Origin of the sequence: Polaribacter reichenbachii (genome assembly GCF_001975665.1) — a bacterium.
In the GTDB taxonomy this organism is placed as follows: Bacteria; Bacteroidota; Bacteroidia; order Flavobacteriales; family Flavobacteriaceae; genus Polaribacter; species Polaribacter reichenbachii.
This window is the reverse complement of sequence record NZ_CP019419.1, coordinates 1,248,976-1,265,510: the sequence shown is the minus strand read 5'-3', so window position 1 is coordinate 1,265,510 and position 16,535 is coordinate 1,248,976. Positions and strand designations below refer to the sequence as shown.

Here is a 16,535-nt window from a genome sequence, read left to right as displayed (position 1 = left end):
AACCCCTAATTAATTTCAAGAAAGAAAGTTGGAGGCAAAATTTTATATTAAACCAGCTTCACAAATTTAATAGAATTTTGTTTTTAAAAAATGTAACTATTTGATTTTAAACTGTAAAAATGGGAAAAATTACACTTTATATTTCTTTCTAAATGCTTCTGGAGTATATTTAGTATGTTTTCTAAAATACTTGTATAAGTTCGTTGGGTCTTTAAAGCCAAGTTTAAATGCTACTTCTTTTACTGATAAATTTGTATGTAAAAGAAAGCTTTTCGCTTTTACAATAACCAAATCATCTATAAAAGGTTTTACCGGTTTGTCTGCAATATATTGTACTATTGTATTTAGCTTTTTAGTTGAAAAACCGAGTAAATTAGCATAATAATTCACTTTTTTACTTTTGCTATAATGGGTTTCTAATAGGCCTTGAAATTTAATAAACTCTTTTAAATAATTACTTAACTGTACCTTATTATATCCTCTAGATTTTATTCTATGAATTAATGTAATTAAGATATGTAGCAAACTTCTAATTATTTTTAACGAATATTCGTCTGACCTTTCTGTAAACTCTTTTTCTATTTGTTTTAATAGAAAAATAACCTCCTCAAACTCATCTTCTATGGATTGTGTTTTTGGCGATACCAAAAGTTCATTAAACATTTGAATTGTTTTAGAAACCTCTATTTGATTTAAATAGCTATTTAAAAACTCATCTTTAAAAATAAGAAAATAACCTTTAACCTTATTATTGTTATAAAAATGGTGAATATTATTTTTTCTAATTGCTAAAATTGTACCTTTTGTATATTCATAATCGGTATAGTCTACTGAGTGTTTACCATTATTATCGGTAATGAAAATTAAAATATAAGAATTTACTTTATGGTTTTGAGTAATGGAATTTACCATTTCTGAGTCTAACAAATCTTCAAGTCTAACTATTTTAAAGTTAGAAATCGAAAAATTTAAACCATAATTAACTAATAAAGAAGTTGTTGGCATTTTTTTGGGGGAATTTATAGCCACTAAATTTACAAATTATTTTATCAAAATAACTTTATTCTTAGCGTTATTAAACAAAAATTGATCATTGACTTTTTTACCTAACAAGATTTTTCCTATAGGAGATGATACAGAAACTGCAAAATAGTCTTTACCAAAAGCTGTTAATTTACCAGCTGAAATGCTTAAAAAATAATTAGCTTTATCCGTAATAATTACACTACCTAAATGTGCTATTTCTGATGATTTTGAAGTATCAATTTTAGCTAAAATTTGGTTCATTATAGAAATTCCAGCCAATTGCTGACTCGCTTTTTCCATTTCTAATTGCAACATTGCTCTTCCAGTTTCGTGCTTATCGCCAGCCGAACTTTTAGTTTCTGAATGCAATGCTTTTTGGTTAGATAATATAATTTCTTCTACAGTTTGCAAACGTTTATTTACAAAACCAGCACATTGTTTAAAGAGTTCTTGTTTTAAATTCATTTGTATAATTCTTACTCAAAGAAAAACAATTTACACCATTAATCTATAAGTGTATTTTAGAAAAATTAGTACTAATCTATAATACAAGCCAATTCTTTCCCAATTAAATTTCCAATAGCTATTCCCATTCCTCCTAAACGCACTCCACAAAATACATTATTACTTAATTGTTTAACAATTGCTTTTTTTTGATTTCCAACACCCATAATTCCACTCCATCTATAATCTATTTCAAATGCTGTATTTGGTAAAATCGTTTCTTTTAAAATCGTTTCAAGTTCGTTTTGAATGATTTTTGTCTGGCCAAATTCTGTAGTTTCTTCCGTTTTAAAATCGAGATTTCTACCTCCACCAAATAAAATTCTATCATTTATATTTCTAAAATAATAATAACCCTTATCTAAATGAAAAGTACCTTTAATCTGTAAATTTTTAATTGGTTTTGTGATTAAAACTTGTGCTCTTGCAGGTTTCACTTTTTCGTTTAATAATTGACTTGCAAAACCATTGGTACAAATAAAAAGTTGGTTGGTTTTAAAGTTGATTTTATCTGTCTTTAAAGCTACTTGAGTACTGTTTTCTTCAAAACTTTCTAGAGTGATATTATTGAGGATTTTAACTCCGTTTTTTTGTGCTTTTAAAAGCAACTGACTTGCCATTTTACCAGTATCAATCTGACCTTCAAAATGATTAACAATATACTTTTGATGTACTTTTTGAAATCCGAAGATATTATCAGAAACAGAAAAAACATCCTCTTTAAAGATGGGTTTTAACAGCTTATTTATTTCATCTTTTTTTGATAAGTAGGTTTCAAATAAAGTTTGATTTTTAAACAGTTCAAAACCTTTATTTTGCTGAAAATCAATAGTTGCATCACCTAAATTATTACGCAATAATTGTAAACCTTTCCAACGTTTATCCACTAAATTAAAAACTTCTTCTTCTGTGTGTGTATTTAAATCGTCTATAATTTCTGATAAGCTGCCAAAACAAGCAAAACCCGCGTTTTTAGTACTTGCTCCTTGAGGTAACATTCCTTTTTCTAATACTAAAATCTTAGCTTTTGGATGTTTTTTTCTGAGTTCTAAAGCACAAGTTAAGCCTACAATTCCACTACCAACAATGGTAAAATTGATGTTTGTAAACCACTCTTTCAATTCCCAATAACTGTAATTCATTATTGTTTTTTTATCTTCTAGACCTCACAGGTTTCTAAAACCTGTGAGGTCTAGAAGGTTTATAATTTAAAGCTCTTTTTCAAAACAAATACTGTTTTCCATTACTGCATATTGTCCGTAATTTGGTATCACTTTATACTTACATTTATGATAAAAACTTACGGCTTCAACTTGTCTTTTTCCGGTTTCTAAAACACATTTTTTATAATTCAATTCTTTTGCCCAAACTTCTAATTCAGTAAGTATTTTTTGAGCAATTCCTTTGCCTCTTTTATCCGAAGAAACAAACATTCGTTTTACTTCTGCAGCAGATTCATCCATCTTTTTTATGGCTCCACAACCCACAGGAATACCATCTAAATAAACCAAAACCACATGTTTTAGCACATCAATATTATTAAATTGATTGTAAAAATCGTGCTCATCTCCATCAGTAATTTTAAGATAAGCATCTAGCTTTTTTACTAGATTTATAAAGTCTTGATTTTCTGAATTTGTTCTTATTATTTTCATCTTTTTAAAGTTAAACCGACAAGGTTTTGAAAACCTTGCAAGAAAATGTGTCTTAAAATTCAAATTTTAATTGAACCCAAACAGGTTCTTTAATAATCGTGTTTAAATTGCCAAAAGAAATACCCAATAAACGTACAGAATTTTTTAGTTTTTCTTGATATAACAACTCTTTTACAATAGGAAAAAACTCTTTCTTTTTACTCATAAAATGATCTACAGTTTTACTTCTTGTTTGCTGTGTAAAATCTGAGTATTTAATTTTTAAAGTAATGGTTTTGCCTTTGGTTTCTGATTTTAGCATTCGTTTCTCAATCTCATCAGCAATATTTTCTAATTTTTCTAACATAAAAATTTCTGATGAAATGTTCTCAAAAAAAGTACGTTCTGCACCTACAGATTTTCTGATTCTATTAGGTTTTACAGCACTATTATGAACACCTCTTACAATATTGTAATAGTGTTTGCCAGATTTACCAAAGAGATTTGTAAGCTCTTCTAATGATTTCTGTTTTAAATCATTACCTACAAAAATGCCCAAATTGTACATTTTTGCTGCAGTAACTTTACCTACGCCATAAAATTTATTAACAGGCAATTCTGCTAAAAACTGAATAACCTCATCTGGATGAACCGTTTTTTGTCCATTGGGTTTGTTAATATCCGAAGCAACTTTTGCAATAAATTTATTGATAGAAATACCTGCTGATGCTCGTAAACCAGTTTCATCAAAAATTCTTTGTCTAATTTCTCTGGCAATATCATTTGCAGACGGATTTCCTTTTTTGTTTTCGGTAACATCTAAATAAGCCTCATCTAAAGACAAAGGTTCTACCAAATCTGTGTAGCTATAAAATATTTCTCTAATCTGTGCAGATAATTCTTTATAACGAGCAAAATCTGATTTTACAAAAATTAAATGAGGGCATTTTTGTTTGGCTAAAACATTGCTCATTGCAGATTTTACACCAAATTTTCGTGCCTCGTAACTTGCTGCAGAAACAACGCCTCTATCTCCTCCTCCACCAACTGCAATGGCTTTTCCTCTTAATTCAGGATTATCTAATTGCGCTACAGATGCATAATATGCATCCATATCTACGTGAATAATTTTTCTAAAAGGAGGTTGTAATTCCATAGGTCTAATTTACAAAGTTAGACACAAATTTCACAAATTACTCGAATTCAATTTTATCATTTTAAAATGAGATTTCTGCTTAGGTAGAAATCACAGCATTGAATTTTATTTTTTGATAAAATCTACACAAAGATGAACAACTTCTTCTAACTCTTTTGATAAAGTTTCTTTTTCCCAAGGATGAGAAGCATTAAACACGTGATTTGCATTTTCTATAACCGAAAATTGTGCTGCTGGATTCCATTTTTTTAGATTTTCTCCTTCGGATATAAAAACTGCATCGTCTTTATTTCCGTGGATAATTAATTGCGGAATCTTAAGATTTTTAACTGCATTCGGAATATTTAATCTATTTTCATTTAATTTATAATCGTTGTAAAACTGAATAAAATGTGGCATTTTTTGGTGTGTTCTACCATTTACAACATACTTTACTCCGTTTTTCTGCCAGTTTTCTAAATCGCCAATAGTAGAACTTCTTTTACCAAAATCGCAAACTGAAGCTAATGTAATTACCTTTTTTACTCTTGCATCTTCGTTTGCTTTTAGTAAAACGATTCCTCCTCCTCTACTATGACCAACAATTGAAATATCATTAATATTGGCTTCATCTCTAAAGTTAATAGCGTTAGAAATCCAATCTATAACCGATTTTAAATCATCTAATTCTTTAGTATAATTGTTATTACCAAATGCTTCTAAATCAGGAAAATCTATAGGTTGTTCTGCAGTTCCTCCATTATGAGAAAAATTAAATTTTATAAAGAAAAAACCTGCATTAGCGAACTTTTCTGCTAGTAAATTCCAAGGCCCCCAATCTTTAAAACCTTTGTATCCGTGGCAAAAAATAACCACTTTTTTAGGCTGATTAGTAGGTTTATAAAAAACATCTGTAACTATTGGTTTTTGATGCGTACCCTCAACTATTATATTTTTAAGTATTTTCATCCGAAGAAATTATATGACAAAATTAATTAAAGTTAAGATACAAAAAACAAACATTCATCATCTATAAATTAGATGAGCAAACTAATAATTAAGTTGTTATGTAAAAAACTTATTTGTTTAGTAAGTAAATTAGGTTACCTATGACAACAACACCTGTTAAACATCCTAAGATAAAATCCATTTTAGAAGCAATAAATGTTAGTTTATGTTCTATGTTTTTGGCAACAATTGCATAAAGTGTATACAGCGTAAACGAACCAATTGTAGAGCCAATTGAAAAATAAAACGCATTTAATAAATTGTGCTCAAAGTACTCAAAACCAATTAAAAGCGATATAAAAGTGAAGTAAAAAGGAATTGCCATCATATTTAATAACGACATTAGAATTCCGTAGAAATAAGACTTAGATTTTGGTATTTCTTTTTCTTTCTTTTTTTCTTTGGATGAAAAGTGTACTCTAAAAAAATTAATAGATAAAAGAAACAAAATACCTGTACCAATTTGTTGAATTAAGGTAATGTATTCTGAGTTTTTCATTAAAATGTTTGCCAAATAAGCACCCAAATTTGCTTGAAAAAACAATACAGTTGCATACCCTGCTATTAAGTAAAAAGTAGATTTTTTGCCATTTCTTAGGCTATATTTTACAACCGTTAAATTTAAAAAACTAGGTGTAATACTACCTAAAGAAGCAATTACAAAACCTAAAAGTAAGCAGATAAGAAAGTTCATATTTTGTTATTATAAGGCAAAGAAACAAAGAAACGCATCAATAAATTGATGCGTTTACAATATATAATAACTCAAAAAAGATTTTCTTAAATAATACCTTGTGCTAACATTGCATCTGCAACTTTAACAAAACCAGCAATATTTGCGCCTCTAATATAATCTATAGAACCATCTTCATTGGCTCCATATTGTACACAAGAATCGTGAATATCTTCCATAATATCTTTTAATCTATTATCTACTTCTTCTCTAGACCAAGAAATTCTTAAAGAGTTCTGAGACATTTCTAAACCAGAAGTTGCAACACCACCAGCATTAGAAGCTTTTCCTGGTGCAAATAAAATCTTGGCATTATTAAACTCGTGAATAGCTTCTGGTGTAGAAGGCATGTTTGCTCCTTCAGAAACACACATACAACCATTTTCGATTAACATTTTAGCTTCTTCTCCATTTAACTCATTCTGAGTTGCACATGGCAAAGCAATATCACATTTTACAGACCAAGGTCTTTTACCAGCAACATATTTTGCATTCGGGTATTTTTCTACATACTCACTAATTCTACCACGTTTTTCGTTTTTAATAAACATTACGTGTTTTAATTTTTCTGTATCTATACCTTCTTCATCGTAAATATATCCAGCAGAATCTGATAAAGTTAAAATTTTAGCACCTAATTCTATCGCTTTTTCTGCAGCAAATTGTGCTACATTTCCAGAACCAGAAATTACAACTGTTTTTCCTTCAAAAGAATCATTTTTACGTTTTAGCATATTTTGTGCAAAATATACATTTCCATAACCTGTAGCTTCTGGTCTAATTAAAGAACCACCCCAAGATTGCCCTTTACCAGTTAAAACACCTGTAAATTCGTTGTTTAGTTTTTTATACATACCAAACATAAAACCAATTTCTCTTGCACCAACTCCAATATCTCCTGCTGGCACATCTGTATTAGGGCCAATATGTCTGAATAATTCGCTCATAAAAGCGTGACAAAAACGCATAATTTCGTTGTCTGATTTTCCTTTCGGATCAAAATCAGAACCTCCTTTTCCTCCACCCATAGGTAAAGTTGTTAAAGAGTTTTTAAACACTTGTTCAAAAGCTAAAAACTTTAAAATACTAGCATTTACTGTTGGATGAAAACGCAAACCACCTTTATAAGGACCAATTGCAGAATTCATTTGTACTCTATATCCTCTATTTACTTGAATTTCTCCATCATCATCTACCCAAGAAACTCTAAAAGAAATTAATCTTTCAGGTTCTACCATTCTTAATAAAATGTTTTTCCCAAAATAAATATCATTATCAATGATATAAGGAATTACAGTTTCTGCAACTTCTTGTACAGCTTGTAAAAATTCTGGTTCATGGCCATTACGTTGTTTTACCAACTCCATAAAGCCATCAATTTTGGATTTCATATTTTCTTCCATACTTTATTATGATATTAATAAAATTTAATCCGGCAAAGATAGTTAATTTTCAATATGATAAAATACAAAAGTTTTCTTAAATATATTTAACTAACCTTATTTCAATCGATTTCGTTTGAGTTGGGGCATTTATTAATAAAAGCAATCTTAAACTCTCTAAAAAAGTTTAAATTTGCAACATAATTTTATTTTAAAATGTTAGATAAAGTAAAAGAATTAATTGGTGAAGTTGAAGTTTTTAAAGCAACAACTAAAGATGAAGTAGAAACATTCAGAATTAAATATTTGGGTAGCAAAGGTTTACTTAAAGGTTTATTTTCTGAGTTTAGAAATGTTGATGCTGCTTTAAAAAAAGATTTAGGACAAGCTTTAAATAGATTAAGAAATGCTGCAGAGGGTAAAGTTGCAGAATTAAACGAATCTTTAGAAAGCGCTGTAGAAGAAAAAGGGGTTTATGGTGATTTAACCAGATCTTCTGAACCCATTGAGTTAGGTTCACGTCATCCAATTTCATTGGTAAAAAATCAAATTATTGAAGTTTTTAATAGAATTGGTTTTACAGTTTCTGAAGGTCCAGAAATTGAAGATGATTGGCATAACTTTACTGCCTTAAATTTACCAGAATATCATCCTGCAAGAGATATGCAAGACACGTTCTTTATAGAACAAGATCCAGATATTTTATTACGTACACACACCTCTTCTGTACAAGTACGTTATATGGAAAATAACGAGCCACCAATTAGAACTATTTCTCCAGGAAGAGTTTTTAGAAACGAAGATATTTCTGCTCGTGCACATTGTATTTTTCATCAAGTAGAAGGTTTATATATAGATACTGATGTTTCTTTTGCAGATTTAAAACAAACGCTTTTATACTTTACAAAAGAGATGTTTGGGAAATCTAAAATTAGATTACGTCCTTCTTATTTTCCTTTTACTGAGCCAAGTGCAGAAGTAGATATTTATTGGGGATTAGAAACTGAAACGGATTACAGAATTACAAAAGGTACTGGTTGGTTAGAGATTATGGGTTGTGGAATGGTAGATCCTAATGTATTGAAAAATGCAAACATAGATCCTACAAAATATTCTGGTTATGCATTTGGAATGGGTATAGAACGTATTGCAATGTTGTTGTATCAAATACCAGATATTAGAATGTTTTATGAGAATGATAAACGTTTCTTAGAGCAGTTTAAATCGGTTATATAAGGCCCACCCTAACCCTCCCAAAGGGAAGGAACTGTTGTGAAATAATAATTTTATGAAAAACGAAAAGTTAATCTTATTAATTTCAAGCATTGGTTTAATTATCTTTGGTTTCAATACTTTTTTTGAATTTATTCCTTTTGAAAACCAAAAGAATAATTCATTAATACTAATGATTCTTTCATTAGTAAATATTGTATTCATTATAATAAAAATGAATAAATAAAAAGGTTTAAAATGAAGAAGGATATAATTATTCCTAAAGTTGACGGCGTAGAAATGGCTGTGGTTTATGAATACAATGCTATTTATAAAACCGATGATTGGAATGTATATATTATCAATAATAAAGCTGTAGATTTAGAAATGTTGGTGATTGTTTCTCAAGGTTTTTCTGACACTAAAACCACTTCTTTATTGCGTAAAAAACTAGACAAACTACCCGCAAACTCATTTGCTAAGATTGAGTTGATTCAACCTGAATTATTCAAATTAAATAACCGTTTTCAAGTTACTTTTTTTGAAGGAAATACGTTGTACGAAAAAACATTTATCTTTAAAGAAAACACCATAAAAGAAAGTGCTTTACGAATGATAGATGAAATTAAAAAACGTGGGATTTTAGCACGTTAAAATTTTACTGATTTACTATTTTTTAATCAAAATCAGCTTCTATTTTATGAATATTAGCAACCTCTTTATTTAGATATTTAATACTCACTTTTGGCGGAATTGAAATCTCTATGCAAGTTTCTGCAAAGACTAAACTTTCTGAAGATAATTTTGATTGAAATTCATTAGACATTAATAATGCTTTCAATATCATTTTAAACATTTTCTTGTCTTTATACTCCTCATATAAAAGATCAATTTCTTCCTTATCTACTTCTTTAAAACGACTAAAATGTATTTCTACAGAAGGAGGAATTGAAACACCAACTATTAATCTATTGGTTCTAAATCCTGCTTTTTCTAACAGTGGCAATACATTAAAAACATCTTTTACATAATCGATAAATTTGTTTTTAGTATTAGTACCTAAATCACCTATTCTAGAAACTCCATTTTTAAATTGCTCAAAAATTTGATCTGCTCCATCAGTGATGGTTTTACCCGTTTTTTTGATAATATTCTTTTCTTTCATATTTTTTTAAAATTTAAACGTAAGAACCTCAAATGGAATACTTGCAATAATCTTTGCGAACTTTGCGTTTTTGCGGTTCTTAACATCACCCAAAAAACCCAATAATTAAATACATAATTACAGTTACCAAACCACCAAACAAAGCATAAGGCAATTGCGTTTTTACGTGGTCTATATGATCGCTTGCAGAAGCCATAGAAGATATGATTGAAGTATCAGAAATTGGCGAACAATGGTCTCCGAAAATTCCTCCTCCTAAAGTTGCAGCTACAACAATGGTTAAATCTGCACTATGCATATTAGCCATAGGCACAGAAATTGCCAACATAATTGCAAAAGTTCCCCAAGAAGTACCTGTAGAAAATGCAATAAAAGAACTCACTATAAAAACTACAGCAGGTAACAATTCTGGAGACAACCAACTTTCTGTAATATTTGCAACATAATTACCTGTATCTAAAACTTTACAAGCATCGCCAATGGCAAAAGCTAATAACATTAATAAAGCCAAAGGCATTAATTCACTAATACCTTTTAAAGTTAAGTTTACAGCTTCTTTTGGTTTTAAAATACCTTGTATAAAATACATTACAATTGCTACTAAAATAGCTGTAATTACTGCATATAATACAGATGATGAACCTGAACCTTCACCAATAGCTAATGAAGCGTGATTTAAAAATGATGTAGATTCTTTTACTGCATCCCAACCTGTGTAAATTAAATTAATTGGCATCATTAAAACCATCACCAAAAGTGGCACAATCATATTGTAGGCTTTTGCTTCAATTCCTTCTTTTGGCGGAAATGAAGTTACCTCATCAGAAATCATTGGTTTAGAACCCTCGTTCATTAATAATCCTGTTTCTTTGGTTCTTTTTTCTGCTTTTTTCATCAATCCAAAATCTTTTTTTGATAAAATGATAAAGAATAAAATTCCGATTGCTAATAATGGATAAAAGTTATATTTGATAGATGACATCATTACAGAAAATGGTTTATCTATACCTTGTGTTAACAACAAACCCATAATAAAAGCACCCCAAGCATTAAAGGGAATTAAGATGGATGAAGGTGCAGAACTAGAATCTGCTATGTATGCTAATTTTTCTCTGGGGATTTTTAATTTATCAAAAATTGGTCTGTATAAAGTACCAACTGTTAAAGAAGAAATACTGGTTTCTACAAACAATAATAAACCTGTAAACGTGGCTAAAAGCTGCACCATTACTCTACTATAACCAGATTTCTTGGCTTCCAATTTTACCAGTTTTTTATTAATAAAATTAATGAACCCTTCTACACCTCTAGAATATTGAATAAACACCAGCAAAGACCCCACTAAAGCACTAAACATAATAGTTCTTGTGTTTCCTTTTGATTGAAAAACGTTAACCATACCTTCAATCATTGCTAAAGTTCCTTCTAAAGGATTCCAACCTTTTACAATTAACCAAGAAAACCAAATACCAAATAGTAAAGCAATATAAACTTGCTTGGTTCTAAGTGCTAAAATAATGGCAACAATTGGTGGTATTACTGATAAAAATCCATATTCCATAAAAGACGTTTTTATTTTGCTAAAGGTAACAATTTATATAGTTGTTATTTCGTAAATTGTAATTCTCTATTTTAATAGATTCTGATAAAAACTAAGCAATAAATGTCAAAAATATATATTCTAGCTTTAGATCAAGGAACTACAAGTTCGCGCTCTGTAATTGTTGATGAAAAAGGAGAAATTATTGCTATTGAACAACAAGAGTTTAAACAAATTTTTCCGGAAACAAGTTGGGTAGAACATAATGCTTCAGAAATCTTAGAAACACAACTATCAACCATAAAAAAGGTGATAAAAAAAGCCAATATTCAAGCTAAAAATATTGTAGGTTTAGGTATTACAAATCAAAGAGAAACTACTGTGGTTTGGAACAAAACAACAGGTAAACCAATTTACAACGCCATTGTTTGGCAAGATAAAAGAACAGCAAATATTTGTGAAGATTTAAAGAAAAAAGGATTAGAAAAACACATTAAAAAAACTACAGGTTTAGTAGTTGACGCTTATTTTTCTGGTACAAAAATTCTTTGGATTTTAGAAAATGTACAAGGCGCAAAAGAAGAAGCTAACAAAGGTAATTTACTTTTTGGTACTATAGATTCTTGGCTTCTATGGAATTTATCCGATAAAAAAATCCACGCTACAGATTACAGCAATGCTTCTAGAACTATGCTTTTTGATATTAACAATTTGTGTTGGGATGCAACAATTTTATCAGCATTAAAAATTCCGAAAGAAATGTTGCCAGAAGTAAAACCTTCTTCTTTTAATTTTGGCGATTTTATCTTAGATGGATGTAAAATTCCGATTGCAGGTATTGCTGGCGATCAACAAGCTGCTTTATTTGGGCAAACTTGCTTTAAAAAAGGCGAAGCCAAAAACACTTATGGTACAGGTTGTTTTTTATTGATGAATACTGGTACAAAACCTCAATACTCAAAAAATGGTTTATTAACTACAATTGCCTGGGGAATTAATAATAAAGTCTATTATGCTTTAGAAGGCAGTGTTTTTGTGGCAGGAGCTGCAATTCAGTGGTTAAGAGATGGCTTAGAAATTATAAAATCTGCAGAAGAAAGTGAGTTTTTTTCGCAACAAGTAGATGAAGAAAATCCTGTTATTGTTGTGCCAGCATTTGCAGGTTTAGGTGCTCCTTATTGGGATATGTATGCAAGAGGTGCTATTTTTGGTTTAACAAGAGATACAGGTAAAAATCATTTAATAAAAGCCACTTTGCAATCTTTGGCTTACCAAACAAAAGACTTGTTAATTGCGATGCAAAATGATGCAGAAACACCTTTAACTGCTTTAAAAGTAGATGGTGGTGCAAGTGCAAATAACTTGTTAATGCAGTTTCAAGCAGATATTTTAAATACAGCTGTAGACAGACCAAAAAACACAGAAACAACAGTAATGGGTGCTGCATATTTAGCAGGAATTTGCGTAGGTTTATGGCAATTAAGTGATATTGAAACCGATAAAAAAATAGATAAAGAATTTGTACCCAATATTACAGAAGAAAAAAGAAATCGATTATATAAAAAATGGCTAAAAGCTATTGAACGTTCTAAAAATTGGATTGATTAAATTAAAATAAAATGTCAAAATTTTACACCAAAATTACCTCTAGGCTTCAAAAATTTATTGAAGCACAAAAAATATTCTTTGTAGCAACTGCCCCAAATTCTGGTAGAATTAACTTATCACCAAAAGGTATGGATTCTTTTAGGGTGATGAGTGAAAACCGTGTTTTATGGCTAAATGTTACAGGAAGTGGAAACGAAACTGCAGCACATTTATTAGAAAACGAACGCATAACAATTATGTTTTGTTCGTTTGATAAAGCACCTAATATTTTGCGTTTGTATGGCAAAGGAAAAGAAATTAAAGAAGGTGATGAAAACTGGAATGATCTTATTCAGATTTTTCCAGAAATTCCTGGAACGCGTCAAATATTTGATATTACTGTAGATTCTGCCCAAACTTCTTGTGGAATGTCTATTCCGTTTTTTGATTATAAAGGCGAAAGAAACGATTTAAATGATTGGGCTGCAGAACAAGGCAAAGAAGGTATTGCCAATTATTGGGAAAATAAAAACCAAACTAGTATTGATGGTTTGCCAACTAAAATTTTAGAATAAATATGAACAACTTTTCTTACTTTAATAGAGCAGAAATTACATCAAACTTAAAAGAAAATGAATTTGATATTTTAATAATTGGTGGTGGAATTACAGGTGCAGGTATTGCTTTAGATGCAGCTTCTAGAGGAATGAAAGTTGCCTTAATCGAAAAGGGAGATTTTGCTTCTGGAACTTCTAGTAAATCAACAAAATTAATTCACGGTGGTTTACGTTATTTAAAACAATTCGATTTTTGGTTGGTTAAAGAAGTGGGTACAGAACGTGCAATTGTACATAAACTAGCACCTCATTTAGTGGTGCCAGAAAAAATGATTTTACCTTTAATAGAAGGTGGAACTTATGGTTCTTGGTTAACTTCTGTAGGTTTAAAAGTCTACGACATTTTGGCTTCTGTAGAAGGTGAAGATAAAAGGCAAATGCTCTCTAAAAAAGAGGCTTTAACCAAAGAACCTTTACTGCCAAAAAAGATTTTAAATGGCGCTGGTTTTTACGCAGAATATAGAACAGATGATGCTCGTTTAACAATTGAGGTTTTAAAAACAGCATTAAATTACGATGCAAAAATTATTAATTATACAGCAGCTACCGATTTTATTTATGAAGATAAAAGAGTGGTTGGTGCTAATGTAAAAGATGTTTTAACTGATGAAAATTATGCTATAAAAGCAAAATATATAGTAAATGCTTGTGGACCTTGGGTAGATGAATTAAGACAAATTAATCACTCTAAAACTGGCAAACGTTTACATCTTACAAAAGGCGTTCATTTGGTGGTTGCTCACGAAAAATTACCCGTAAAACAATCTGTTTATTTTGATATTCCTGATGGTAGAATGATGTTTGCCATTCCTCGTGGAAAAGTTACTTATTTTGGAACCACAGACACCAATTATCAACTAGATAAAGAAAACGTAAATACCAATTTAGTAGATGCTACTTACTTAATTTCTGCTGTAAATAATATGTTTCCTGACATAAATTTATCCTTAGATGATATTGAATCTTCTTGGGCTGGTTTGCGTCCTTTAATTCATGAAGAAGGAAAATCGGCATCAGAATTGTCTAGAAAAGATGAAATTTTTGTGTCTGATACAGAACTCATTTCTATTGCTGGTGGTAAATTAACTGGTTATCGTAAAATGGCAGAACGTATTGTAGGTTTGGTTGATAAAAAATACAAACGCAGATTCGAAAAAGAATTTGAAGCTATTAAAACCAAAGATATTGTACTTTCTGGTGGTACTTTTAAAAATTACGATGAAGTTAAAAGTTATACTGATGCTATACAGAATAGAATTGCAGAAGTAGATTTTAACAGAAAAGATGCTGAATATCTAGTCCATAATTATGGAAAACAGACAGATATTATTTTGCAAAAATTTGATGATTTAATGCACGATAATATGCAAGAAAAAATGATAAATGCAGAAGTTTGGTTTGCTATAAATTACGAAATGGCTTGCACACCAACAGACTTTTTTATGCGCAGAACAGGTCGTTTATTTTTTGACACAAAAAGTGTAGATTTACATAAAGATTACGTAGTTCAACTATTTAAAAATCAGTTTAATTGGGATGAAATTACAACAGAAAAAAAATTACAAGAATTAAATAAAAATTTAACATTAGCGTGTACATTCAATTAAAAAATAGATTACATTTACTATAGTTATTTTATCAATTTTTAGGCCTATGAAAATATAGTTCGGTTTACTTCAAAAAAAAGCATTTCCTTTTTAAGAAAAAAGGATGGCTACTATATTTAGAAACAACTTAAAAATTATAAATTAATGAAAAAATTATATGTGGTAGCATTCGTGCTACTTATTACTGCGTCTTTCTCTTTTACTAATAAAGTTCAAGAAAAATCAAATAAATTAACTGCTACTTATTTAGGCTTAACAGAAGATCAATATTACAAATTTGTTGATGCCGATAAAAAAGAATATTTATTTTACGATTATAGTGATGATATTGATATCAGCCTAGAAGATGACGAAAACCTAAACAAAAAGTTCGCGATAATTTGGGTAGAGAAAGAAATAAATGAATCAAATGATGAGGAAGAAGAGTCTGATAAAACTATTAAAGTTAAGACAATAACTGCGCTTAAGTTATTAAAATAGATAATTACTAACCGTTTTTTGAAAAAATCAAAAAGCGGTTTTTTTATTTATACAGGAAACATAAATAACTCTCCAAAACCCACTGTATATAACCAAACTCCGTAAATGGAATGCTCTAAAATAACAAGCCAAGTAGATTTTGTTTTTAAATAAGTAGTTGTAAACAATAAACTACCCACAAAAGTAAAAGCCAATACTGTAAAACTCTGAAACCAAATATGTGCAAAAGAAAATAGCAAAGCGTTTATCAAAATAAACAATCCTTTCTTTTCGATTAATTTTTGGTATCGTTTTACAAAATATGTTCTGTAAATTAATTCTTGAGGTATTACAGAAAACAGAATATAAATACCACTAAACTTCAACCATAAATCTGGTTTGTTAAGCATCACATTAAACAATTGTTCTTTATCTTGATAATATAAAACCAACGTCGTTAAAAGCGCAATAATTATAAACCGAATTGCAATTTCTAATATAGCTTTTTTGTTTGATTTTTTATCCGTTTTAACTTTAGAAAATTTTTCTTTAAAAATGGAAATTAAGCTGATGTAAACCACACCTAATACAACAAAAATCACTTTAAAAATGATAGAAATAGGTAACAATAATACTATTGGTATAACAATAAATAAAACTATTATTTCTATGAATTTAATCTTATTTAAAGTTGTTAAAAATGGTTTCATTTTATGTTGTTATTTATTCTTTTGCACCTTTTTTAAAGTTTAGTATTTTCTTAAAATTCGACGTTTTGTTTTAAAAAATCAAGAAAAATACTAAAAAAAGCAAGGTGATTTACCACAATTTAATTGTTAATGCATTATTAATATAAATAACTTTTTTCTAACGTTTTTTTAATAATATCACTTCATTTTTTTTACATGTTAAAAATGTCATAATAA

17 protein-coding genes are annotated in these 16,535 nt (G+C 29.3%); 6 read left to right on the top strand and 11 right to left on the bottom strand.

What is annotated here, in order from left to right; translation table 11 throughout:
* Window positions 1-129: 129 nt before the first annotated feature.
* The 8 genes from BW723_RS05245 to gdhA form a co-directional block, all read right to left on the bottom strand.
* Window positions 130-1,005: an AraC family transcriptional regulator gene (locus BW723_RS05245; RefSeq protein ID WP_068361278.1), complete on the bottom strand. Its 876-nt coding sequence runs from the start codon at window positions 1,003-1,005 to the stop codon at window positions 130-132.
* 36 nt (window positions 1,006-1,041) lie between these two features.
* Window positions 1,042-1,491, bottom strand: coding sequence for a 3-oxoacyl-ACP synthase (locus BW723_RS05240; RefSeq protein ID WP_175335416.1), 450 nt, complete (start codon window positions 1,489-1,491; stop codon window positions 1,042-1,044).
* 71 nt (window positions 1,492-1,562) lie between these two features.
* Entirely contained in the window at window positions 1,563-2,672 is a 1,110-nt protein-coding gene (locus BW723_RS05235) for an NAD(P)/FAD-dependent oxidoreductase (RefSeq protein WP_068361283.1), read from the bottom strand.
* Window positions 2,673-2,738: 66 nt separating this feature from the next.
* Window positions 2,739-3,185, bottom strand: coding sequence for a GNAT family N-acetyltransferase (locus tag BW723_RS05230; protein ID WP_068363473.1), 447 nt, complete (start codon window positions 3,183-3,185; stop codon window positions 2,739-2,741).
* A 52-nt stretch (window positions 3,186-3,237) separates the two neighbouring features.
* A complete protein-coding gene (gene dinB / locus BW723_RS05225; RefSeq protein ID WP_068361287.1) occupies window positions 3,238-4,320 on the bottom strand; it encodes a DNA polymerase IV in 1,083 nt (360 codons plus the stop codon).
* A 105-nt stretch (window positions 4,321-4,425) separates the two neighbouring features.
* Window positions 4,426-5,268 carry an alpha/beta hydrolase family protein gene (locus BW723_RS05220; RefSeq protein WP_068361292.1) on the bottom strand — a complete coding sequence of 281 codons (843 nt, stop codon included), beginning with the start codon at window positions 5,266-5,268 and terminating at the stop codon, window positions 4,426-4,428.
* A 109-nt stretch (window positions 5,269-5,377) separates the two neighbouring features.
* Window positions 5,378-6,001, bottom strand: coding sequence for a LysE family transporter (locus BW723_RS05215; protein ID WP_068361295.1), 624 nt, complete (start codon window positions 5,999-6,001; stop codon window positions 5,378-5,380).
* Between the two features lie 86 nt (window positions 6,002-6,087).
* A complete protein-coding gene (gdhA, locus tag BW723_RS05210) occupies window positions 6,088-7,431 on the bottom strand; it encodes an NADP-specific glutamate dehydrogenase (protein ID WP_068363476.1) in 1,344 nt (447 codons plus the stop codon).
* 207 nt (window positions 7,432-7,638) lie between these two features.
* Between gdhA and pheS the strand changes: the two genes are divergently transcribed.
* Window positions 7,639-8,658, top strand: a complete 1,020-nt coding sequence (pheS, locus tag BW723_RS05205; RefSeq protein WP_068361297.1) for a phenylalanine--tRNA ligase subunit alpha — start codon at window positions 7,639-7,641, stop codon at window positions 8,656-8,658.
* A 234-nt stretch (window positions 8,659-8,892) separates the two neighbouring features.
* Entirely contained in the window at window positions 8,893-9,288 is a 396-nt protein-coding gene (locus tag BW723_RS05200) for a hypothetical protein (protein ID WP_068361302.1), read from the top strand.
* 22 nt (window positions 9,289-9,310) lie between these two features.
* On the opposite strand, the gene BW723_RS05195 is transcribed toward BW723_RS05200, so the two are convergent.
* Window positions 9,311-9,799 (bottom strand): hypothetical protein, encoded by a 489-nt coding sequence (locus tag BW723_RS05195; protein WP_068361305.1) that lies wholly within the window; start codon window positions 9,797-9,799, stop codon window positions 9,311-9,313.
* Between the two features lie 85 nt (window positions 9,800-9,884).
* Window positions 9,885-11,360, bottom strand: coding sequence for a Na+/H+ antiporter NhaC family protein (locus BW723_RS05190; RefSeq protein ID WP_068361308.1), 1,476 nt, complete (start codon window positions 11,358-11,360; stop codon window positions 9,885-9,887).
* 102 nt (window positions 11,361-11,462) lie between these two features.
* Here BW723_RS05190 and glpK point away from each other — a divergent pair, with 102 nt between their 5' ends.
* The 4 genes from glpK (at window position 11,463) to BW723_RS05170 (ending at window position 15,630) form a co-directional block, all read left to right on the top strand.
* Entirely contained in the window at window positions 11,463-12,947 is a 1,485-nt protein-coding gene (gene glpK / locus BW723_RS05185; RefSeq protein WP_068361311.1) for a glycerol kinase GlpK, read from the top strand.
* 11 nt (window positions 12,948-12,958) lie between these two features.
* Complete coding sequence (locus tag BW723_RS05180; protein ID WP_068361314.1) at window positions 12,959-13,501, top strand: pyridoxamine 5'-phosphate oxidase family protein; 543 nt, start codon at window positions 12,959-12,961, stop codon at window positions 13,499-13,501.
* Between the two features lie 2 nt (window positions 13,502-13,503).
* Window positions 13,504-15,150 carry a glycerol-3-phosphate dehydrogenase/oxidase gene (locus BW723_RS05175; protein ID WP_068361321.1) on the top strand — a complete coding sequence of 549 codons (1,647 nt, stop codon included), beginning with the start codon at window positions 13,504-13,506 and terminating at the stop codon, window positions 15,148-15,150.
* 144 nt (window positions 15,151-15,294) lie between these two features.
* Complete coding sequence (locus tag BW723_RS05170; RefSeq protein WP_068361324.1) at window positions 15,295-15,630, top strand: hypothetical protein; 336 nt, start codon at window positions 15,295-15,297, stop codon at window positions 15,628-15,630.
* A gap of 47 nt (window positions 15,631-15,677) precedes the next feature.
* On the opposite strand, the gene BW723_RS05165 is transcribed toward BW723_RS05170, so the two are convergent.
* On the bottom strand, window positions 15,678-16,319 hold the full coding sequence (locus BW723_RS05165) for a CPBP family intramembrane glutamic endopeptidase (RefSeq protein ID WP_068361327.1): 642 nt from the start codon (window positions 16,317-16,319) through the stop codon (window positions 15,678-15,680).
* Window positions 16,320-16,535 lie beyond the last annotated feature (216 nt).

Coding starts and splice junctions, on each gene's coding strand:
- gdhA (WP_068363476.1), bottom strand. CDS start 7,431: ATGAAATCCAAAATTGATGGCTTTATGGAGTTGGTAAAACAACGTAAT.
- BW723_RS05195 (WP_068361305.1), bottom strand. CDS start 9,799: ATGAAAGAAAAGAATATTATCAAAAAAACGGGTAAAACCATCACTGAT.
- BW723_RS05245 (WP_068361278.1), bottom strand. CDS start 1,005: ATGCCAACAACTTCTTTATTAGTTAATTATGGTTTAAATTTTTCGATT.
- BW723_RS05200 (WP_068361302.1), top strand. CDS start 8,893: ATGAAGAAGGATATAATTATTCCTAAAGTTGACGGCGTAGAAATGGCT.
- glpK (WP_068361311.1), top strand. CDS start 11,463: ATGTCAAAAATATATATTCTAGCTTTAGATCAAGGAACTACAAGTTCG.
- dinB (WP_068361287.1), bottom strand. CDS start 4,320: ATGGAATTACAACCTCCTTTTAGAAAAATTATTCACGTAGATATGGAT.
- BW723_RS05175 (WP_068361321.1), top strand. CDS start 13,504: ATGAACAACTTTTCTTACTTTAATAGAGCAGAAATTACATCAAACTTA.
- BW723_RS05165 (WP_068361327.1), bottom strand. CDS start 16,319: ATGAAACCATTTTTAACAACTTTAAATAAGATTAAATTCATAGAAATA.
- BW723_RS05240 (WP_175335416.1), bottom strand. CDS start 1,491: ATGAATTTAAAACAAGAACTCTTTAAACAATGTGCTGGTTTTGTAAAT.
- BW723_RS05215 (WP_068361295.1), bottom strand. CDS start 6,001: ATGAACTTTCTTATCTGCTTACTTTTAGGTTTTGTAATTGCTTCTTTA.
- BW723_RS05230 (WP_068363473.1), bottom strand. CDS start 3,185: ATGAAAATAATAAGAACAAATTCAGAAAATCAAGACTTTATAAATCTA.
- pheS (WP_068361297.1), top strand. CDS start 7,639: ATGTTAGATAAAGTAAAAGAATTAATTGGTGAAGTTGAAGTTTTTAAA.
- BW723_RS05190 (WP_068361308.1), bottom strand. CDS start 11,360: ATGGAATATGGATTTTTATCAGTAATACCACCAATTGTTGCCATTATT.
- BW723_RS05220 (WP_068361292.1), bottom strand. CDS start 5,268: ATGAAAATACTTAAAAATATAATAGTTGAGGGTACGCATCAAAAACCA.
- BW723_RS05235 (WP_068361283.1), bottom strand. CDS start 2,672: ATGAATTACAGTTATTGGGAATTGAAAGAGTGGTTTACAAACATCAAT.
- BW723_RS05170 (WP_068361324.1), top strand. CDS start 15,295: ATGAAAAAATTATATGTGGTAGCATTCGTGCTACTTATTACTGCGTCT.
- BW723_RS05180 (WP_068361314.1), top strand. CDS start 12,959: ATGTCAAAATTTTACACCAAAATTACCTCTAGGCTTCAAAAATTTATT.